Origin of the sequence: Acinetobacter tandoii DSM 14970 = CIP 107469 (assembly GCF_000400735.1) — a bacterium.
GTDB lineage: Bacteria > Pseudomonadota > Gammaproteobacteria > Pseudomonadales > Moraxellaceae > Acinetobacter > Acinetobacter tandoii.
Window position 1 is genome coordinate 130,442 of the sequence record NZ_KE007371.1, and the last position, 16,852, is coordinate 147,293.

Genomic DNA, 16,852 nt, shown 5'->3' on the forward strand with positions numbered 1-16,852 from the left:
TCAGGATGAAAATATGTATAAAACGAAAAAAATAGCACATAGCATTTCACTGCTGGGTTTAGTCGCATGCATCGGATTCACGACCAGTTCGGTAACTGCGGGCGTGCTTAGCGTAAATACCACTGCTCAAAGTACCTATGCTAAAACCAAATACCCATTATTATTTACTCATGGGATGTTTGGTTTTAGCCGTGTTGGTGTCGCCGAATTCGGCTTAGATTATTGGTATCAAATTCTGCCCGATTTGGCACGTAATGGTGCAACCACCTTTGCCGCACAAATTTCGCCTTTAGAATCGACCGAAGTTCGTGGCGAACAACTGTTACAACAAGTCGAAGAAGTGATGGCTATTACGGGAAAACCCAAAGTCAATTTAATTGGACATAGTCATGGGGGACCGACGATTCGCTATGTCGAAGCAGTTAAACCACAATATGTCGCATCACTCACGGGGGTTGGTGCAACATTCAGAGGCTCCAAAGTCGCAGACGATTTACTGTCAAGCCAAACAGGTTCACAGCTCTTGAGCATCGCTACGGATTATATTATTGGACCACTTATTACCTTTGCCGAGGGGAACCCATCGCTGAAAAGCGATCTGAAGGCTTCGCTAACCTCGATCAGTGAAAAAGGTTCTCAAGTTTTCAATCAAAAATACCCAACCACAGCCTTAGCATCGGACTGTAGTAAAAGTGGAGCCAGCTCCAATAATGGGATTTACTATTATTCTTGGACAGGAACCTCTCAAGTGACCAACGTGATTGATGTTGCAGACAGTGCCATTTCGCTGCTGGCTCCAATCTCCTATATCAGCACTGACAATGACGGATTGGTTGCGCGTTGCAGCACCCATTTCGGCAAAGTCATTCGTGATAATTACGATTGGAATCACTTAGATGAAGTCAACCAAGTTTTGGGATTAAGAGGTCTCTTCAGCCCAGACCCAGTCGATGTTTATCGTCAACATGCTAACCGCTTAAAACTTCAAGGGCTTTAATACACCCTCCCGCTAAGCAGATGACTTAGCGGGATTTATTTAGAATTATAAAGTTACAATTTGTATTTAATTTAATCGGATTTATCTGCCCAATCCTCACTCCAACTTTATACTCATTTTGACAATTATTTTTGTCGATAGAAAAATTAAAATAGAGGAAGATCAATGAAATATGAACTATTGATAGCTGGACTGCTATCAACCTGCGTACTAAGCACCACCCAAACTCAAGCCAGCGCATCACAAATTCAAGCTAAATACGTCACCTCAAACTATGCAAAAACCAAATACCCATTGGTCTTTGCACATGGTATGGGAGGATGGATTCGTGCAGGCACAGATGAACTGGGTGTAGATTATTGGTATCAAATTTTGCCTGATTTAGCACGTAATGGTGCCAACGCATGGGCAACACGCGTTTCGCCCTTTAATAGTTCCGAAGTTCGTGGGGAACAACTGCTACAACAAGTCGATGAAATTTTAGCAATTACTGGTGCAAGCAAAGTCAATTTACTGGGGCATAGTCACGGTGGGCATAGTATTGCTTATGTTTCAAATGTTGCCCCCTCTAAAGTTGCGTCATCAACTGCAATATCAAGCCCTTTAAAAGGCTCTCCTGTGGCTGATCTGATTATTTCAGCTCAAGGTACACCATTAGAGCAGCCCTTGGTCAGTCTGATTAACTTTGGTTCTAAAGCGATTGTATGGGCACAACAGCAGGATCCTAATTCACTCCCGCATGATGCCCTTGCTGCTGGAAAAAGCTTAAGTCAGGCAGGATCTAAATCATTTAGTCAAAAGTATGCTTTAGGTATGCCGAAGACAGCCTGCGGTGAAGGTGCTGCAACAGAAAATGGCATTTACTTCTATTCGTTCTCTGGTAATTCAACTCTAACCAATATCCTTGATACTGATTCATTATTGGCAGCAACAGGTTTATTGATGCAAGCTCCGAATGACAATGATGGCTTGGTCTCACGTTGTAGCGCAAAGTATGGCAAAACCATTCGAGATAATTACAACTGGAACCACTTAGATGTGATTAATCAATTCTTTGCTTTGCGTTCGGTATTCTCACCAGATCCAGTCGATGTTTATCGTCAACATGCCAACCGCTTAAAACTTCAAGGGCTCTAAAGCTTAACCCAAAAAAAATGCGCCAAACGGCGCATTTTTTCACTCAAATAAAACTGATTAAGCAACAGTTTTACGAGCTGGTAACTTTTCACGAATACGTGCAGCTTTACCAGACAATTCACGTAGGTAGTAAAGTTTAGCACGACGAACGTCACCACGACGTTTCACTTCGATTTTAGCAACGATTGGAGAGTGAGTTTGGAAAACACGCTCAACACCAACACCGCTAGAAATTTTACGTACTGTGAACGCAGAGTTCAAACCACGGTTTTTCTTCGCGATTACAACACCTTCAAATGCTTGAAGACGCTCACGATCACCTTCTTTTACTTTTACCTGAACGATAACAGTGTCACCTGGTGCAAAAGCTGGGATGTCTTGTTTAAGCTGTGCATTTTCAACAGCTTGTACTAAAGGATGCTTACCGCTCATGGGGTATCTCCAATATGTGTGGGTCAGAAGAGGTCTGAGATCCACTGGGTATAGAGGCTAAAGCGCATAGACCCGATTGACTTTCCCTTTATGCTTGACCGCTTCAAGTCATAAAGAGCCTAATAAACAATACTTCAACACAACCGCTCAAGTATTGGCTTCAGTAAATAACCGAAAGTTATTTTCCTGATAAATCTTTGAGCCATTTTTTCTGCTGCTTGCTCAACTCAACCTTTTCCACCAACTCAGGTCGGCGTTCAAGAGTACGTTGATAACGCTGCAAAAACCGCCATTTCTCGATATTGGCATGATGTCCCGATTTCAAGACTTCAGGTACATCCAATCCTTCAAAATGGTCTGGCTTGGTATATTGTGGGCAATCTAACAGACCATCCACAAAAGAATCTTGCACATGAGATTGCTCATCAGACATCGCACCCGGAAGTCTCCGAATTACACTATCTAACAGCACCATCGCAGGAAGTTCACCACCCGATAATACGTAATCCCCGATCGACCATTCCTGATCAACATATTTTTGGATTAAACGCTCATCGACCCCTTCATAACGCCCACACAGCACAATCAAGCCATCATAATCGACGAACTGTTGTACAGCTGGTTCATTCAGGGTTTTGCCTTGCGGTGACATATACACCACAGGAACATGAACTGCTCCCGCTTGCTCTGCAAGCTGTTTGGCACATTGAATTGCTTTCGCCAAAGGCTCAGCCATCATCACCATACCTGGACCACCACCAAAGGGACGTTCATCCACTCTTTTGTAGTTGCCCTCAGCAAATTCACGTGGATTGATACAATGGAGCTGTACTATGTCACGTTTTGCTGCGCGCCCGCTAATACCGTAGGCTGTAATCGCTTCAAACATTTCAGGAAAAAGCGTAATGACTGCAAAAAACATCGCAGACTCCCGTATTTCCAAAAATAATTAGTGATCTACGCCCCAATTCACGTAGATACGACCAGCTTCAAGATCAACGCGTTGTACCACATCTTTATGCCATGGAATCATTCGCTCATCGCTATCGACACTTTCAGCAGTTGCACGAACTACCATCACATCGTTAGCACCTGTTTCAAACAATTCATGGATTTGACCGAGATTAACTTCTTGTTCTTCATTATCTAGACCTAACACAGTTAAGCCTTTTAAATCCGACCAATAATACTCGTCCACGCCTGCTTGAGGCAGTTGCGATTTTGAAATCCAGACATTTGCGCCAACCAGATTATCCGCCGCAGTACGATCACTCACACCTTTTAGCGAAACAACCAAGCCTTTGCCATGCGGTTTCCAACGTTTTACATCAACTTGTTGCCAACCTGCTTTGGTCTCAATGTACCAAGGCAGGTAGTCAAAGATGTTGCTCATCGGTTCTGTATTGGAATAGACCCAGAGCCACCCATTTAATCCATATGCTGAACGTAACTGTCCAATCTGAATACGATCTTCGGGAACATTCTGTGTTGGTGTCATGGGCTACCTACTACTTAATCTAAAATTATGCAGTAGCTGCAGCTTTCTTAGCTTGAGCAGCTAAAGAAGCAACACGATCAGAAGGTTGAGCACCTTGTGCTACCCAGTGAGCAAAACGGTCAGCATCTAAACGAAGTTTTTCTGCTTTACCTTGAGCTGTCGGGTTGAAGAAACCAATACGTTCGATGAAACGACCGTCACGCGCATTGCGGCTATCAGTCACAATGATTTGATAGAACGGACGTTTTTTAGCACCACCGCGTGCAAGACGAATAACTACCATGATACAACCTTATAGTTTTTACGGATTATCCCTGTATCGACCATCGATACACTTCAAACCCCTTTCATAGAGGGCGACATTCTACGCTAAATTCTGCTAGAGGGAAAGATCAAAAAATGATTATCCACAGTTTTGAATTTGGGAGCTAACTAGCGACCTTCCCAAGTTGAACTAGCTGACAGCACACATGTGGTTGCAGCTTTTGACCAGTATTTTTGTCCTTGATCATTTAAACAGATAACCCCATTACCATCTTGAACTGTCCCTGATTTAGGTGTGGCAATCAACAACCAACCATTCGTATTAGCAGAACTATTTGTTAATGAAACATTATTTCTATCTGTGAGCGTGAAATCATACATCCCATCAGAGGTTTGAGCTGAACCATAAACATTCGATAATGTTCTTCCTGCAAAATTACTGTTAGCAAGTTTATAACTTGCCAAAGTACGGGCAATTTGCAACATTTCAGTTTGTGCATCTGCTCTTTGCACACGAACCTTGTAACCTGTATAAGATGGATAAGCAATTGCCGCAAGAATTCCAATAATTGCTACAACAATCATTAACTCGATAAGTGTAAAGCCCTTCATTACCAACTTTCGCTCCCTGTTGCAGATGAACCGCAGCTAGCATCTTTTGTTGTACTGTTTTGATATTCGAGATTTGCTTTCGTTTTATTCTTACAACGCACCCCTGTACTACTGAGCAAATAACTATAATTGTTAACATCTGTTGATTCTGCCATCATCACCCAGCGTCGCGCTCTAATTGCTGGCGAAGCGGTCGTATCTGTTAATAACTTGGTCGGATCATCACCATCACGAATGGTGATGGTATATTTGATGCCTGAGCTAGTTGCCCCCCGTGGCAAGGTTACAGAATTCATCGCACCTGTAACCCCATAAATAAAATTGGGATCAAACCCTCTATACGAAAAGTTACGTGATTTATGGCGCTCCAATTGTTCCGCAATTTTTTGCAGTTCTTGTTGCGCTAATCCTGCGTCTGCACGGCGTACATAATTCAAATAGCTTGGTATTGCAATCGCAGCAAAAATTGCCACGATCACAACAACCAACATCAATTCAATTAAGGTAAAACCTTGTGGTCTCCGCCCTAAATTACGCCAAACAGCATGTAATTTAGGGATTTTATTGTTATTTATTGCACCCATTTTTCATACCACCGTGTTGGATTGACAATTCGACGGCATTCCCATTTACCCACTCCTCCCTGACTGGTACTAATAGTTGATTCGCAGTCCGGTCCACCTGTACCCGAACCTGTTGGCACTAAAGCAATACCACGAATACCTGAACCAATTGGATTATCATTACACTCAGCCACACCAGCAGGGCATCCTGTCGTTTTTGTAACAAATCCTGTCCCACCTTCTCGAGTAATATCAACGGCACCGCTCGTAGTCAAACATGCACCAAATGGTAAGCAATACTTTTGACGGTCTGTTTCACCCACCACACGTGGTAAACATGGATTTTGTGGTGCAATACCCGTACCTTGTGGGTCATATACTGGCACAATTAGATTTCCCGTAATCGCCATTGGTTCTTCAAAAGCCTTCATTCCACCTAGTACACGGAAGCTTCCTCCAGCACGCTCTGTACCAGCTCCATTACTTGAAAGTGAACGATACCAACCATCTTTACTTGCACTTGTACCAATAAAGGTAGATGCAACAACACCTGATAATAATTGTGGATTTTTTTGTAAATTCGCAAGGGTCTTATTTTGAGACTCTAAGGTTGGAGAACCTGTAATTAAATTACGCTTAATAAAGTCACGATCAATAATACCATATACGTTATTGACCAACCGATCAGTCAAGGCTGTGGTTGGTAACATACCATCACGACCTACACTCGGATAAACATCAAGTGGTGTGCTTCGGTTACCGGATGCCAAACCAACAAGAATAAATGTGGTCGCCCCTTGATCATGAATCGTTACGGTTGGTGCCTCATAAAAACGTGGATTTTTACCTAAAGTCAATGCCGCACCAGTCGTCCCATCCGTTGCAAGATTTGCTAAACGAGCAACACGCACACCAAATGCACTGTAAGTTGACCCAGATAAAGTTTGGCTATTATTTAAGTCAGCACGAAAGACCTGCCCACCTAAATCACCGAAATAAAGATGATCAATCAAGCCATCTGCATCACGATCCAGTGCACTGATGCGGCTTACCACACTGTGCGTCATATTGACATTATTTGTGTCCGCACCAGTCGAACTTGCCCACCAGATACGTTCACCTGTTTTTGCATCAATAATATAAACTGCATTTCCTTGAGCAGCTGACTTATTATTACAAGTGGTATCGGGATAATCTGTTGTTGCAACAGTTACTCCTAAACGGAAGCTAGGGTTTTCATAACATTGATCATAGCCCCCACCAACAATCATAACGCGACGAATTGCGCCGTTATAACGAATATTTGCCAATACTGGTTTAGACCAAGATTGTCCCATTCGACTGTAATTAGCGATATCAGGACCAACTCTAAACAACAACTTCGGACTCGTAGGGGTCAACACATCTAAACCATAATAGCTGCTCCCCCCCATACGTAACCCGCCATAAATATTCATTTGGCGTGCTTTAACCATACTACTTTCTGAAGATGATGCAGCTTTTTGAGTTTTATAAGCAGGATCTGCCACCCATGCACCATCCACGCCATCTACAGGCGCATTGGTGTCATCTTGTCCTTTTACTAATGCTTTAGATGATACTGTGCCTCTTAATAATTCAGCAGGAACAAATACCATTTGCTCTACACCAGTTTCACCATCGACCAAATGCAAACCACCATCCATTGTTCCATACAATACTGATTGACTTCGAGTACTGGTTAATTCACCAGCACTGTCTAGTGTACCTGAGTAAGTCAACTGAACTGGGAAGGAGTGAATACTTCCGCCCATTGCTAAATATGGCGAATTTGGAGTAGTCAACGTGGTTGGCAGAGCTGTAGCCGTCTCGTCTAGAGGAACACTATAACCCAAATAGTTTAATAGCTTTTGCTTGACCAATAATGGGAAATCTTTAAGCGTTGTTTGGGTACCAAACTGACTCAAAATATAGGTTGTGATATTAGAAGAGGGTAAAGTTCCACTTGGAATAGTAAGCAAGCTCGCGCCATTTGCAGCATTCGTTAAAGTAGCTCCTCCAGTCGCAGATACATCGGTATACAAGCGACGTAGTTGATTAGCATTTGCTGTATAAGCATATTGTTTTGGGGTCACACTTAAATTTTGAGATTGCCCTAGAATTGGCATTGGAACTTTGGAATAAGCGCCACCTAGAGTAATAATGCCGCCATCATTATAACTTTCATTCTGATAAACACTGGCACTGTTCCATAAGTCCTTGGTATTGGTTTGGAAACCACCATCTGTATTATAAACCAAGGTTGTACCATTCGCCGCAGCGAAAGCACCAGCATTCGTACCAGAAAGCAAAACTTGATATTTCTTTAAGTTCCCAGCCCAAATAACTTTATTGCTCTGAGGGTTTGGCTCTAAAGCACGCAAATAACCATAAGGTTGCAAACCATTTGGGTTCAAACTATCGACTGGCACTGAAATCGCACCCGTAGTTAATGGTTCCAAAGGTGCAGCACCCAAGTTATTAATAAAGGCAATTACACTATCAGTTACACCTGCAGCACTTTGCGTTGTAAAAAATCCACCATTACCATAACCAGGATAAGTTACTGAATACGTACCCTGATCTGGTGAGCACGAATCATCACCTGCACGATCTGGCTGAGAACGCGAACTCAGTTGACATGCTCTTTGGACATATGATTTAGTTAGCCCATTCATATCATTACCAAAACCTACAAATGCAGTCTGAATTGACACCCCAGCAGGATTTTTAGTTTTATCAAAGAGTTTTTTTGCAAACTCCCCCATACAATGCCAACCACCAGCATTACCATCAGGATCATTTGCATCAGACATACCTCCAGAACAGGTAAAACCACTGCCATAACTTGCCAGTGCAGTACTCATGATATTTGTTGCTCTAGATGTACTGGTACCATTTGCGGCACCATCCGACAAGATATAAACTCCCTGCCCATCACAACTCACTCGATCCGCTTCGGCAGGCAATGGAGAAACATAAGCAGTTTTAGTACTATTTTTTATTGAATCAATTGAATTAGCAAAACCACTGTCAGCATTAGAACCATCTAACTGCTCTTCGTATTTAAAATAAATTGTGCCTAAGCTCGTTTCTTTGTTTCCATCTTGAGCAAGCTCTGTAGCTGAAGGGGGACTTGTTAACTGGCTCCAATCAGAACAAGTTTGAGTACCCGTACTGAAGTTTGTATTATTATAACTATTACATTGATAATATAAGGTTTTGGTTTCTACAAAAGTCGCATTAGTACTACTGCCATTGTTTTTATAACATTTTAGATCTGATGAGTTAAAGTTTGGATAACCATTTGGACACGAATAATAATTAATATTCTGTTTCCTATATACATCTTTCTCTATCGTAGCAACACTACGCGTTGACGTCCCCATCAAATATGCTGCTGCTTCTGCATATGCATGCGCTGTGGGAGTTCCTCCATCAGCTGATAGTCCTTGCACTGCAGCTCGCAAAGCATTACGCTGAGCTGAACCGACTGGACCCAACTTATCTACTGCAACTAGAATACGACCTGCTCGCCCATTACCACCAACCGAATAATGCCCCAAGCCAACTCTTACCTCATTTAAGGTAGGGTTATTACTATCTAAAAAAGCATACATCCCATTTTTTAAACGAGTTAAACGCGAACCAGTCTGCCCAGAATCTGTATAACTCATAGAGCCTGATGTATCCAACATCATGACAATGGTTTTTTTACCCGCACTCGGCTTTGCGTAAATCTGTAAATCTGTCGCTTGAACAACAGATGATGCAACGAGCAACGTACCCGTAAACACAACTGAAAATACAGCACCAGTATGAATTTGGGTGCGATCTTTTCGCTCAAACTTATTTGGTTTCATTATTGTTCTCCCACTCATCATGGTGCTGTGATTTGAATATCACGTTTACGTAAATCAATTTCTTGGACTTGAGTATTCACAGGAATACCATAACTTCTTAAACAATCAGCAACCGTTCTTTTTCCAGAAACGGCATCATCAATATTGTCATTGATATACCCCACTGTACTTGAAGAGCCGATACATTCACTTTGTACCGTCGCAAGATTTTCTGTTGAATATGCTGGCATAATTGCTGTTGACGTAACACGTACTCGAGCTTCAACTTTTCCTTTAGACGTATTTGATTGCAAACTTACATCTGTATCTCGTGCAAGTGTTGAACCTGGATTTGCATCTGTTATGGCGTCAGTAGGAATGCGCACAGCAACTTGTGTGACTACTGCCTGACGAGCACTCCCATAATCAGCCTCTAAATCACAAAACCCACTACGATTGGTCTGGGTCGAATCTATTGTCGCTTTGCTATCTGCAGGATCACCTTTAGCAGGTGGCACTAGCACTGTCGTATCAAGTGCTGAACCCAATTTGAGATTAGATGTTGGTTTATAACAAAAAATGATTTCTTTACCAGGTGCAACCTTGTTTTCTTCAATCGCCTTACCTATCGCACCACTCAAAACCGTTAAATCATTATAATTAGAGACGTTTAAAAATTGATTGGTCGGTGTATCACCTGTTTGCAATAAAAGCTGCCCCACTTGACTATTGGTCGCAATGTTTAAGGATGTGATTGCCACACGGATACCGATGATGCCCACAATCGTAATGAGCAATAACATGAATAACACAACTATCAATGTCGCACCACGCTGTGCTTGGTGAGTTAAAGTACTGTGTTTCATAGTGCTTCTCCTAAACCATTGCGCAATGTAATATTGGTGGTATATACACGACGAGCAAATTTTGTGGTTGTATTATTTAACGTAACGTTTTGATTCAAAATTGGAATTTGCTTCGTTAAATCAATAGCCGAATTATTAGTATTGTCCATTGATCGCACCAAGACCCCAAGTTTTACAGAGATAATACGTGGTGGAATTCTAGCTGCTGCACGTTCAGTTGTTGCAAGTGTCCGATATTGATTAATTGTGTAATATGCCAAGTTCCCCAAACTATTTCTTACGCCTAATTGCACTGTAAAATGATCTACACGTGGAATAATAATTTCTCCCGCGTCACCAAAACCATTAATTGTTGTGGGTGGCAAAACTGGCGTTGTTCCAGCAGCAGTTGGTTGATTTGCATCACAAGCTAGTCCATAGTCTGTACCAGAGGTAGCAGTTGCAGGATCTCGTCTAACAAAATATCGTTGTATAACATAGTCACCGGCTTGAACATTTGCTCCTTCGCAATTTATCATCGCATTTGGAGAAATGAATTGAATGGTCAACTGGTCGCTAGTAAGGTTAACATTCGAAAGTCCACGCCATTCATTTGTTACAGTACTTAAGGTGTCGCCTTGACTGTGGCTTAATAAGCCATTTGAAACAAATGGAGTAGAAGCTGGAATAGGAATATTCGCTGTTGTGACTGTAGCCGTTCTTGCAGTCAGGACTACCCCACCCCATGAGGTTTGTTCATTTAGTTCAGGATTGGTCGTGTTAGCATAATTGGCTAAACGAATGTCTTTGGCAATATAATCCAAACCAAATACACCACTATTTTGTAACTCTGCACTTGCCTCTTGCATGCGAGAGGACAGCAATCCCCCAGTAAATAATTGAATTGCAGCAGCACTGATCAATAACCCCAAAACTAGGGCTACCATCAATTCAACTAAGGTAAAACCTTGTTGTTTTGTCATAGAAACATAGTTGTTATTCATTTTAATATGCCTCCATCATCAAACAACGTGCAGTATTTACATAAATTCCATTAGATGACATACATTGACTAACATCAGCCGCAGATGACGTTGCTGTTATGGTTGTATTATCCCATGCAGCATATAAGCATTGTCTTTTAACAGGCGCACTTGAAACACCTGGACATTCCGCCATCGTAATTTTCATCCCAATTTCAAATGCTGACTTTGCTGCATTATAGGCATCGTAATTCGCCATTTGCGCTGGGGTACATAATGTTGAAGGATTGAAGCAAGATGGAGTTGGAGCTGTTGGAGTTGCTGTAATAGATGTATAACCCCGAACAGCCGTTGCATAATTAGCTTGGCCTGCGCCATTTGCGCGAATATTTTCAGCCAAACCTCTTAGAATTAATATCCCTTGAGATTTAGTCAAAGCTTCAGATGAAGCATCAATTGCACGTAGTTGCAAGGCAACATAGCCTAGTACACCAATTGCCAATAGCAATAAAGCAACCAGCACTTCCATAAGCCCTACGCCAGCTTGATATTTATTGTAGTTCATTAGCAGGTTCCTGAACTTTGACTAACTGCACCTAAACGTTGCACGGTTATCGTCCGTGAATTTCCAGAAGCACAGATATTAAATGAGACCTGAGCATTAGCGCTGCCAGTAGAGTTAAATAATGCTGCAGTGCTACTTGTTGATTGTACTGTCACAGCAGGATCCACCGTGACTTGAAAAACGCGATCAATTTGCACTGTTTGTTTCTGCGTGTTCGTCATAGATGCATAATTTGGAATTACTGCAGATGCACATTCATCTTTTGTAAAATTATCATCACTATTGGTTTTATTTGGACATACTGCAACTGTTGTTCGCAATAGTGCCGCTTGCGATTTAGCTTGATTAAGCGTTGTAATAAAGTCGCGTGCGTTACCATTCAATTTTTGTCTTACAACCAAATTCCCAAAAGAAGGTGCTGCCATGGTCGCAATAATCGCCAACACAGCAATTGTCACCATGAGCTCTATTAAGGTGAACCCTCGATTTGTTCGCATACGCCCTCCCCAAGGCAATTAATCTTTTACCCTATTTAAAATCATATTTCTTTTTTTTACAAAACGAACACAAAAAGGATAAATGGCATAAAAAAACAGATGATTGCCAAAAAGCAATCATCTGTCAAATTATGAATAAAAATAAAATGTTAAGTAATTATCACTTTAAGCTTGTGTTACAGGGATACGTAACTCTTTTGGCAAACTAAAGGTAATGTTTTCTTCACGTCCAGCAAGCTCTTCTGGCACTTTCGCACCCCAATCTTGTAAACGCTGAATGACTTGCTTAATCAAAATTTCAGGTGCAGATGCACCAGCTGTTACTCCAATTTTAGTATTATCATCAAACCAATTTTTCTGCAATTGTTCAGCATTATCAACCAAATAAGCTGCTTTACCCATACGTTCTGCTAGTTCGCGTAAACGGTTCGAATTTGATGAGTTTGGAGATCCGACAACCAAAACCACATCACACTGCTCAGCCAAATCACGTACCGCATCTTGACGGTTTTGTGTGGCGTAACAAATATCATCTTTACGAGGCCCTTGAATCTTCGGAAATTTTTTGCGCAGCGCATCAATCACTTTAGCAGTGTCATCAATCGACAATGTCGTTTGTGTTACAAAAGCCACTTTATCAGGATGATGCACATTCAACTGAGCGACATCTTCTTCATCTTCAACCAGATAAATATCGCCGCCATTTTTTTTGTCATATTGTCCCATTGTGCCTTCCACTTCAGGATGACCTTCATGACCAATCAAAATGGCTTCCACCCCTTCACGGGCATATTTAGTGACTTCAATATGCACTTTGGTGACCAAAGGACAAGTTGCATCAAAAACTTTTAAACCGCGACGCTCTGCCTCTTGCTGTACCGCTTTAGATACGCCATGTGCACTAAAAATCACGATATTATCATCTGGTACTTCATCTAACTCATCAACAAAAATCGCACCACGCTGACGTAAATCATCCACGACAAATTTGTTGTGTACCACTTCATGGCGTACATAAATTGGTGGCTGAAAACACTCAAGTGCACGATTTACAATCGCAATGGCTCGATCGACCCCTGCACAAAAACCACGCGGATTAGCCAATACAATTTCCATAAGATCCTCATTGCTCACTTAAATGCACGTCATGCGAAACTAAATTTATGCAAACTAAAATTCGACTAGCTATTTAGTTTGCAACACATCTACTCTAAAATAGAGAAGATATTTTATCATATCAGGAAAAATATCATGTCGGGTCTCTTGTTTGTCGTTTCTGCTGCGTCAGGAACTGGCAAAACATCTCTCGTAAAAGCCCTGCTTGAGCGTGTAAGTAATTTACATGTTTCTGTATCTCATACCACTCGTGGGCAGCGTCCTGGTGAACTTGATGGTGTGCATTACCATTTCACTCAAAAAGAAAACTTTCTGACTTTAGTGGATCAAGGCGGTTTTATTGAGTATGCAGAAGTCTTTGGCAATTATTACGGCACTGCGCAAGCGACTGTAAAAGAGCAACTCGCCAAAGGACATGATGTTTTACTAGAAATTGACTGGCAAGGTGCAGAACAAGTTCGCAAATTGTTCCCAGAATCAATACAGATTTTCATTTTACCACCAAGTCAGTTTGATTTACGTCAACGTCTATCTAATCGTGGTACAGACAGTGTAGAAGTGATTGAACATCGTTTAAGCTGTGCAGTTGAAGACATGCAACAATTTGTTAATTTTGACTATGTCATTATTAATGATGACTTTAATAAAGCCTTGCATGATCTTGAATCTGTCATTACAGCAAACCGTTTGGTTCTAACGCAGCAAGCCAACCGCCATCAAGACTTAATTCAAAAGTTGATCACTCCAGTTGAATCATGATTAAAACTTGAGTCTGAACTGAAAGCATTTTATACTGCACAGTCTGTTTCCGAATTTTAGCATTTATACGAGAGCACATATGGCACGCGTAACCGTTGAAGATTGTTTAGACCATGTAGACAACCGCTTTGAGCTTGTACTAGTGGCAAGCAAACGTGCGCGCCAACTCGCACGCCAAGGTATTGAACCAACTGTAGAATGGGACAACGATAAACCAACAGTTGTCGCACTGCGTGAAATCGCAATTGGTCACGTTTCAAAAGATATTTTGAAACAACGTGAGCAAGACTACCAAACTTCAAGCCTTGATCTTGCACTTTCTGCAAACAATTTGAATTTAGATGGTTTCTCTTTCCAATAAGAAAGAAAAACTACATAAAAGCCTAGTTTTTAACTAGGCTTTTTTATGCTTGGAACTTTAATATTTCTTCAAGAACAGTTATAACATTAACTTAAATTACGCTATTTTTTTAAACTGCCGATTTGCGATTTTTGCATAAAAAATTTGACAAGTTTCGCACTTTGCTTTTTATTAAAAATTGAACTAACGAATAGATTCCTCATGGTATAGGTACAGGTGTTATATGCCAGGCGCAGAAGTCAGCCAAGCCAAACAACAACTCAAAGTGATTATCGACGCTTATCTGAATGAAAGTGAAGTCGAACGAGTGCTTGCGGCCTGCGATTATGCCGATATTGCGCATGATGGAATTACGCGGAAAAGTGGTGAGCCATACATACTGCACCCGATTGCCGTCAGTTGCATTTTGGCACACATGCGTTTAGATGCAGAAACTCTGATGGCTGCATTGCTACATGATGTGATTGAAGACACCGATTTTAGCAAAGAAGATATTAAAGAAAAATTTGGACTAACTGTGGCAGAACTGGTCGACGGTGTCACCAAACTCAGCCATTCTAGTGATAAAGAATATAACAAAGCTGCTTCGTTCCGAAAAATTTTACAAGCTACCCTACAAGACCCACGTGTCATTATTATTAAATTGGCTGACCGCTATCATAATATGACTACACTGGAGTCTTTACGCCCAGATAAACGCGCTCGAATTGCTCAAGAAACGTTTGATGTGTTCGTGCCGATGGCTCGTTTGGTGGGCATGAATGAAATGGCTGATAATCTTGAACATCTCTGTTATCAAAATCTTGATTTAGACATGTTTAATAATGTCCAAGAAGCCTTACTCAAAACCAAGCCCAAACGCTGTGAATATCAAGCCTTATGGGAAAAAAATCTGACTGGACTGTTACAACAGAATCAAATCAGTGGGCGAATTAAAAAGAAAAACAACAACATTGAATTACTTCGTCACTTCGTTAAAAACGACATTGATTTGCAAGAACTGACTCATAGTCATGCTTTTGAAATTATTCTGCAAAGCATTGCGGATTGCGATAATCTTGCCGAAATTTTACAAGAACATTTCCAAGTTCTGTCTTATCAAGACCATATTCGACGACCATTGCCGGGTGGTAACCAGTCACTCATGCTGCGCCTCAAAGGCGAGAAAACCACGCTCTCCCTTACCCTACAGACCGAATTGATGCGTAAAGCTGCGCGTTATGGTGTGGTCTTGGGTGAAAATGCTCCTCAAGCTTGTCGCTCTGCTATTCAAGCCTCTATGCAAAACTTAAACGTTTTAATTGATAGTAGCTGTGCAAAAACTACGTTTAATGATTTGCTTGACTATCTACATCAAGAAAAAATTTGGGTGTACACCCCACACGGGCAATTACATGAATTACCACAAGGCGCAACTGCCGTCGATTTTGCTTATTCAGCAAGCCTTTTTTTAGGCAACCATGCGATCGGAGCAAAGATTAATGGCGAAACTAAGCCTTTATCTACACCGCTTGTGAGTGGACAAGTCATCGAAATTATTACCGATGTACTCGCCACGCCAAATCCAGACTGGCTCAGCTTTATTAATACGCAAAAGGCCCGACGTGCCATTCAAAATATCCTACGAGATCAGGATGTAGAAGAACAGCAATTGGTTGGAGAGCAAGCCCTCAATCGTGCTTTAAAACTCTTTCATCGCTCTACAGATGACTTGACCAAAGATGATTGGCTCGACTTGCTAGAATGGCGTCATTTAGATTCCAAAGAGCGTCTATTTCAGCAAATTGCAGTGGGTGACTTATTACCACAATTGGTTGCTAATCATTTATTTGCTCAAGATCAATCCGCTGAAGATCATAACTCTGACCGTCTCATTCAAGGTACAGAGGGTGTTGATGTCAAATATGCACATTGTTGCAACCCCGTGTTAGGCGATCCAATTCAAGGGCATCTTTCACGTCGCGGACTAATCGTGCATCGTGCCCGATGCCACAACTTGTTGCATGAACAACATCTACATCCTGAAAATATTATGCCGTTGCAATGGTCTTCCGAAGACCTCGACGATGTTAGCTTTACCGCCTATCTTTGCATTGATATGGAGATGGATGATGAACAGATTTCAGATTTAATCTATCAATGCCGTAAAGCTAAAACAGGGGTGGAAATGGTGCGCAATTATGACCATAAAACCTATGTCAATATTGTAGTGAATAACCGCAAACAAATTGCCCAAATCATTCGTGACCTACGCATGCACTATGGCTTTCCACGTATTACCCGCCTATCCATACCAATAAATATGACTGAAGCTTCTATAGCAAGTTAATCATTTAAATCGATAGGGCTTCTGTATCTGGATA

Annotated in this window: 17 protein-coding genes; 5 read left to right on the forward strand and 12 right to left on the reverse strand. The window is 41.5% G+C overall.

What is annotated here, in order from left to right; translation table 11 throughout:
- Positions 1 to 13: 13 nt before the first annotated feature.
- Complete coding sequence (locus I593_RS16315; protein ID WP_016168673.1) at positions 14 to 997, forward strand: lipase family alpha/beta hydrolase; 984 nt, start codon at positions 14 to 16, stop codon at positions 995 to 997.
- 165 nt (positions 998 to 1,162) lie between these two features.
- Positions 1,163 to 2,134, forward strand: coding sequence for a lipase family alpha/beta hydrolase (locus I593_RS16320; RefSeq protein ID WP_016168674.1), 972 nt, complete (start codon positions 1,163 to 1,165; stop codon positions 2,132 to 2,134).
- A 57-nt stretch (positions 2,135 to 2,191) separates the two neighbouring features.
- On the opposite strand, the gene rplS is transcribed toward I593_RS16320, so the two are convergent.
- The 12 genes from rplS to ispH form a co-directional block, all read right to left on the reverse strand.
- Positions 2,192 to 2,566, reverse strand: coding sequence for a 50S ribosomal protein L19 (gene rplS / locus I593_RS16325; protein ID WP_016168675.1), 375 nt, complete (start codon positions 2,564 to 2,566; stop codon positions 2,192 to 2,194).
- A 178-nt stretch (positions 2,567 to 2,744) separates the two neighbouring features.
- Complete coding sequence (trmD, locus tag I593_RS16330) at positions 2,745 to 3,488, reverse strand: tRNA (guanosine(37)-N1)-methyltransferase TrmD (protein ID WP_016168676.1); 744 nt, start codon at positions 3,486 to 3,488, stop codon at positions 2,745 to 2,747.
- 27 nt (positions 3,489 to 3,515) lie between these two features.
- Complete coding sequence (rimM, locus tag I593_RS16335) at positions 3,516 to 4,064, reverse strand: ribosome maturation factor RimM (protein ID WP_016168677.1); 549 nt, start codon at positions 4,062 to 4,064, stop codon at positions 3,516 to 3,518.
- A gap of 25 nt (positions 4,065 to 4,089) precedes the next feature.
- The gene (gene rpsP, locus I593_RS16340) at positions 4,090 to 4,347 is read right to left on the reverse strand and encodes a 30S ribosomal protein S16 (protein ID WP_016168678.1); all 258 of its coding nucleotides are present in this window, start codon (positions 4,345 to 4,347) and stop codon (positions 4,090 to 4,092) included.
- Positions 4,348 to 4,496: 149 nt separating this feature from the next.
- Positions 4,497 to 4,940, reverse strand: a complete 444-nt coding sequence (locus I593_RS16345) for a type IV pilin protein (protein WP_016168679.1) — start codon at positions 4,938 to 4,940, stop codon at positions 4,497 to 4,499.
- A complete protein-coding gene (locus tag I593_RS16350) occupies positions 4,940 to 5,524 on the reverse strand; it encodes a type IV pilin protein (RefSeq protein ID WP_016168680.1) in 585 nt (194 codons plus the stop codon). Before I593_RS16350 ends, I593_RS16345 begins: the two co-directional genes overlap by 1 nt.
- The gene (locus I593_RS16355) at positions 5,512 to 9,384 is read right to left on the reverse strand and encodes a PilC/PilY family type IV pilus protein (protein WP_016168681.1); all 3,873 of its coding nucleotides are present in this window, start codon (positions 9,382 to 9,384) and stop codon (positions 5,512 to 5,514) included. The genes I593_RS16350 and I593_RS16355 overlap by 13 nt, the downstream gene beginning before the upstream one ends.
- A gap of 17 nt (positions 9,385 to 9,401) precedes the next feature.
- Complete coding sequence (locus I593_RS16360; protein ID WP_016168682.1) at positions 9,402 to 10,229, reverse strand: pilus assembly PilX family protein; 828 nt, start codon at positions 10,227 to 10,229, stop codon at positions 9,402 to 9,404.
- Positions 10,226 to 11,212, reverse strand: a complete 987-nt coding sequence (locus tag I593_RS16365) for a PilW family protein (RefSeq protein WP_016168683.1) — start codon at positions 11,210 to 11,212, stop codon at positions 10,226 to 10,228. Before I593_RS16365 ends, I593_RS16360 begins: the two co-directional genes overlap by 4 nt.
- A gap of 1 nt (position 11,213) precedes the next feature.
- On the reverse strand, positions 11,214 to 11,756 hold the full coding sequence (pilV, locus tag I593_RS16370; RefSeq protein ID WP_016168684.1) for a type IV pilus modification protein PilV: 543 nt from the start codon (positions 11,754 to 11,756) through the stop codon (positions 11,214 to 11,216).
- Complete coding sequence (locus I593_RS16375) at positions 11,756 to 12,253, reverse strand: GspH/FimT family pseudopilin (protein ID WP_016168685.1); 498 nt, start codon at positions 12,251 to 12,253, stop codon at positions 11,756 to 11,758. The genes pilV and I593_RS16375 overlap by 1 nt, the downstream gene beginning before the upstream one ends.
- 165 nt (positions 12,254 to 12,418) lie before the next feature.
- A complete protein-coding gene (ispH, locus tag I593_RS16380) occupies positions 12,419 to 13,369 on the reverse strand; it encodes a 4-hydroxy-3-methylbut-2-enyl diphosphate reductase (RefSeq protein WP_016168686.1) in 951 nt (316 codons plus the stop codon).
- A 135-nt stretch (positions 13,370 to 13,504) separates the two neighbouring features.
- On the opposite strand from ispH, the gene gmk reads away from it, so the two are divergent.
- From gmk to I593_RS16395, 3 genes are all read left to right on the forward strand, one after another.
- Entirely contained in the window at positions 13,505 to 14,128 is a 624-nt protein-coding gene (gene gmk / locus I593_RS16385; protein ID WP_016168687.1) for a guanylate kinase, read from the forward strand.
- Positions 14,129 to 14,207: 79 nt separating this feature from the next.
- Positions 14,208 to 14,489: a DNA-directed RNA polymerase subunit omega gene (rpoZ, locus tag I593_RS16390; RefSeq protein ID WP_004978050.1), complete on the forward strand. Its 282-nt coding sequence runs from the start codon at positions 14,208 to 14,210 to the stop codon at positions 14,487 to 14,489.
- A gap of 223 nt (positions 14,490 to 14,712) precedes the next feature.
- Positions 14,713 to 16,818, forward strand: coding sequence for a RelA/SpoT family protein (locus tag I593_RS16395; RefSeq protein ID WP_016168688.1), 2,106 nt, complete (start codon positions 14,713 to 14,715; stop codon positions 16,816 to 16,818).
- The last annotated feature ends 34 nt before the right edge of the window (positions 16,819 to 16,852 follow it).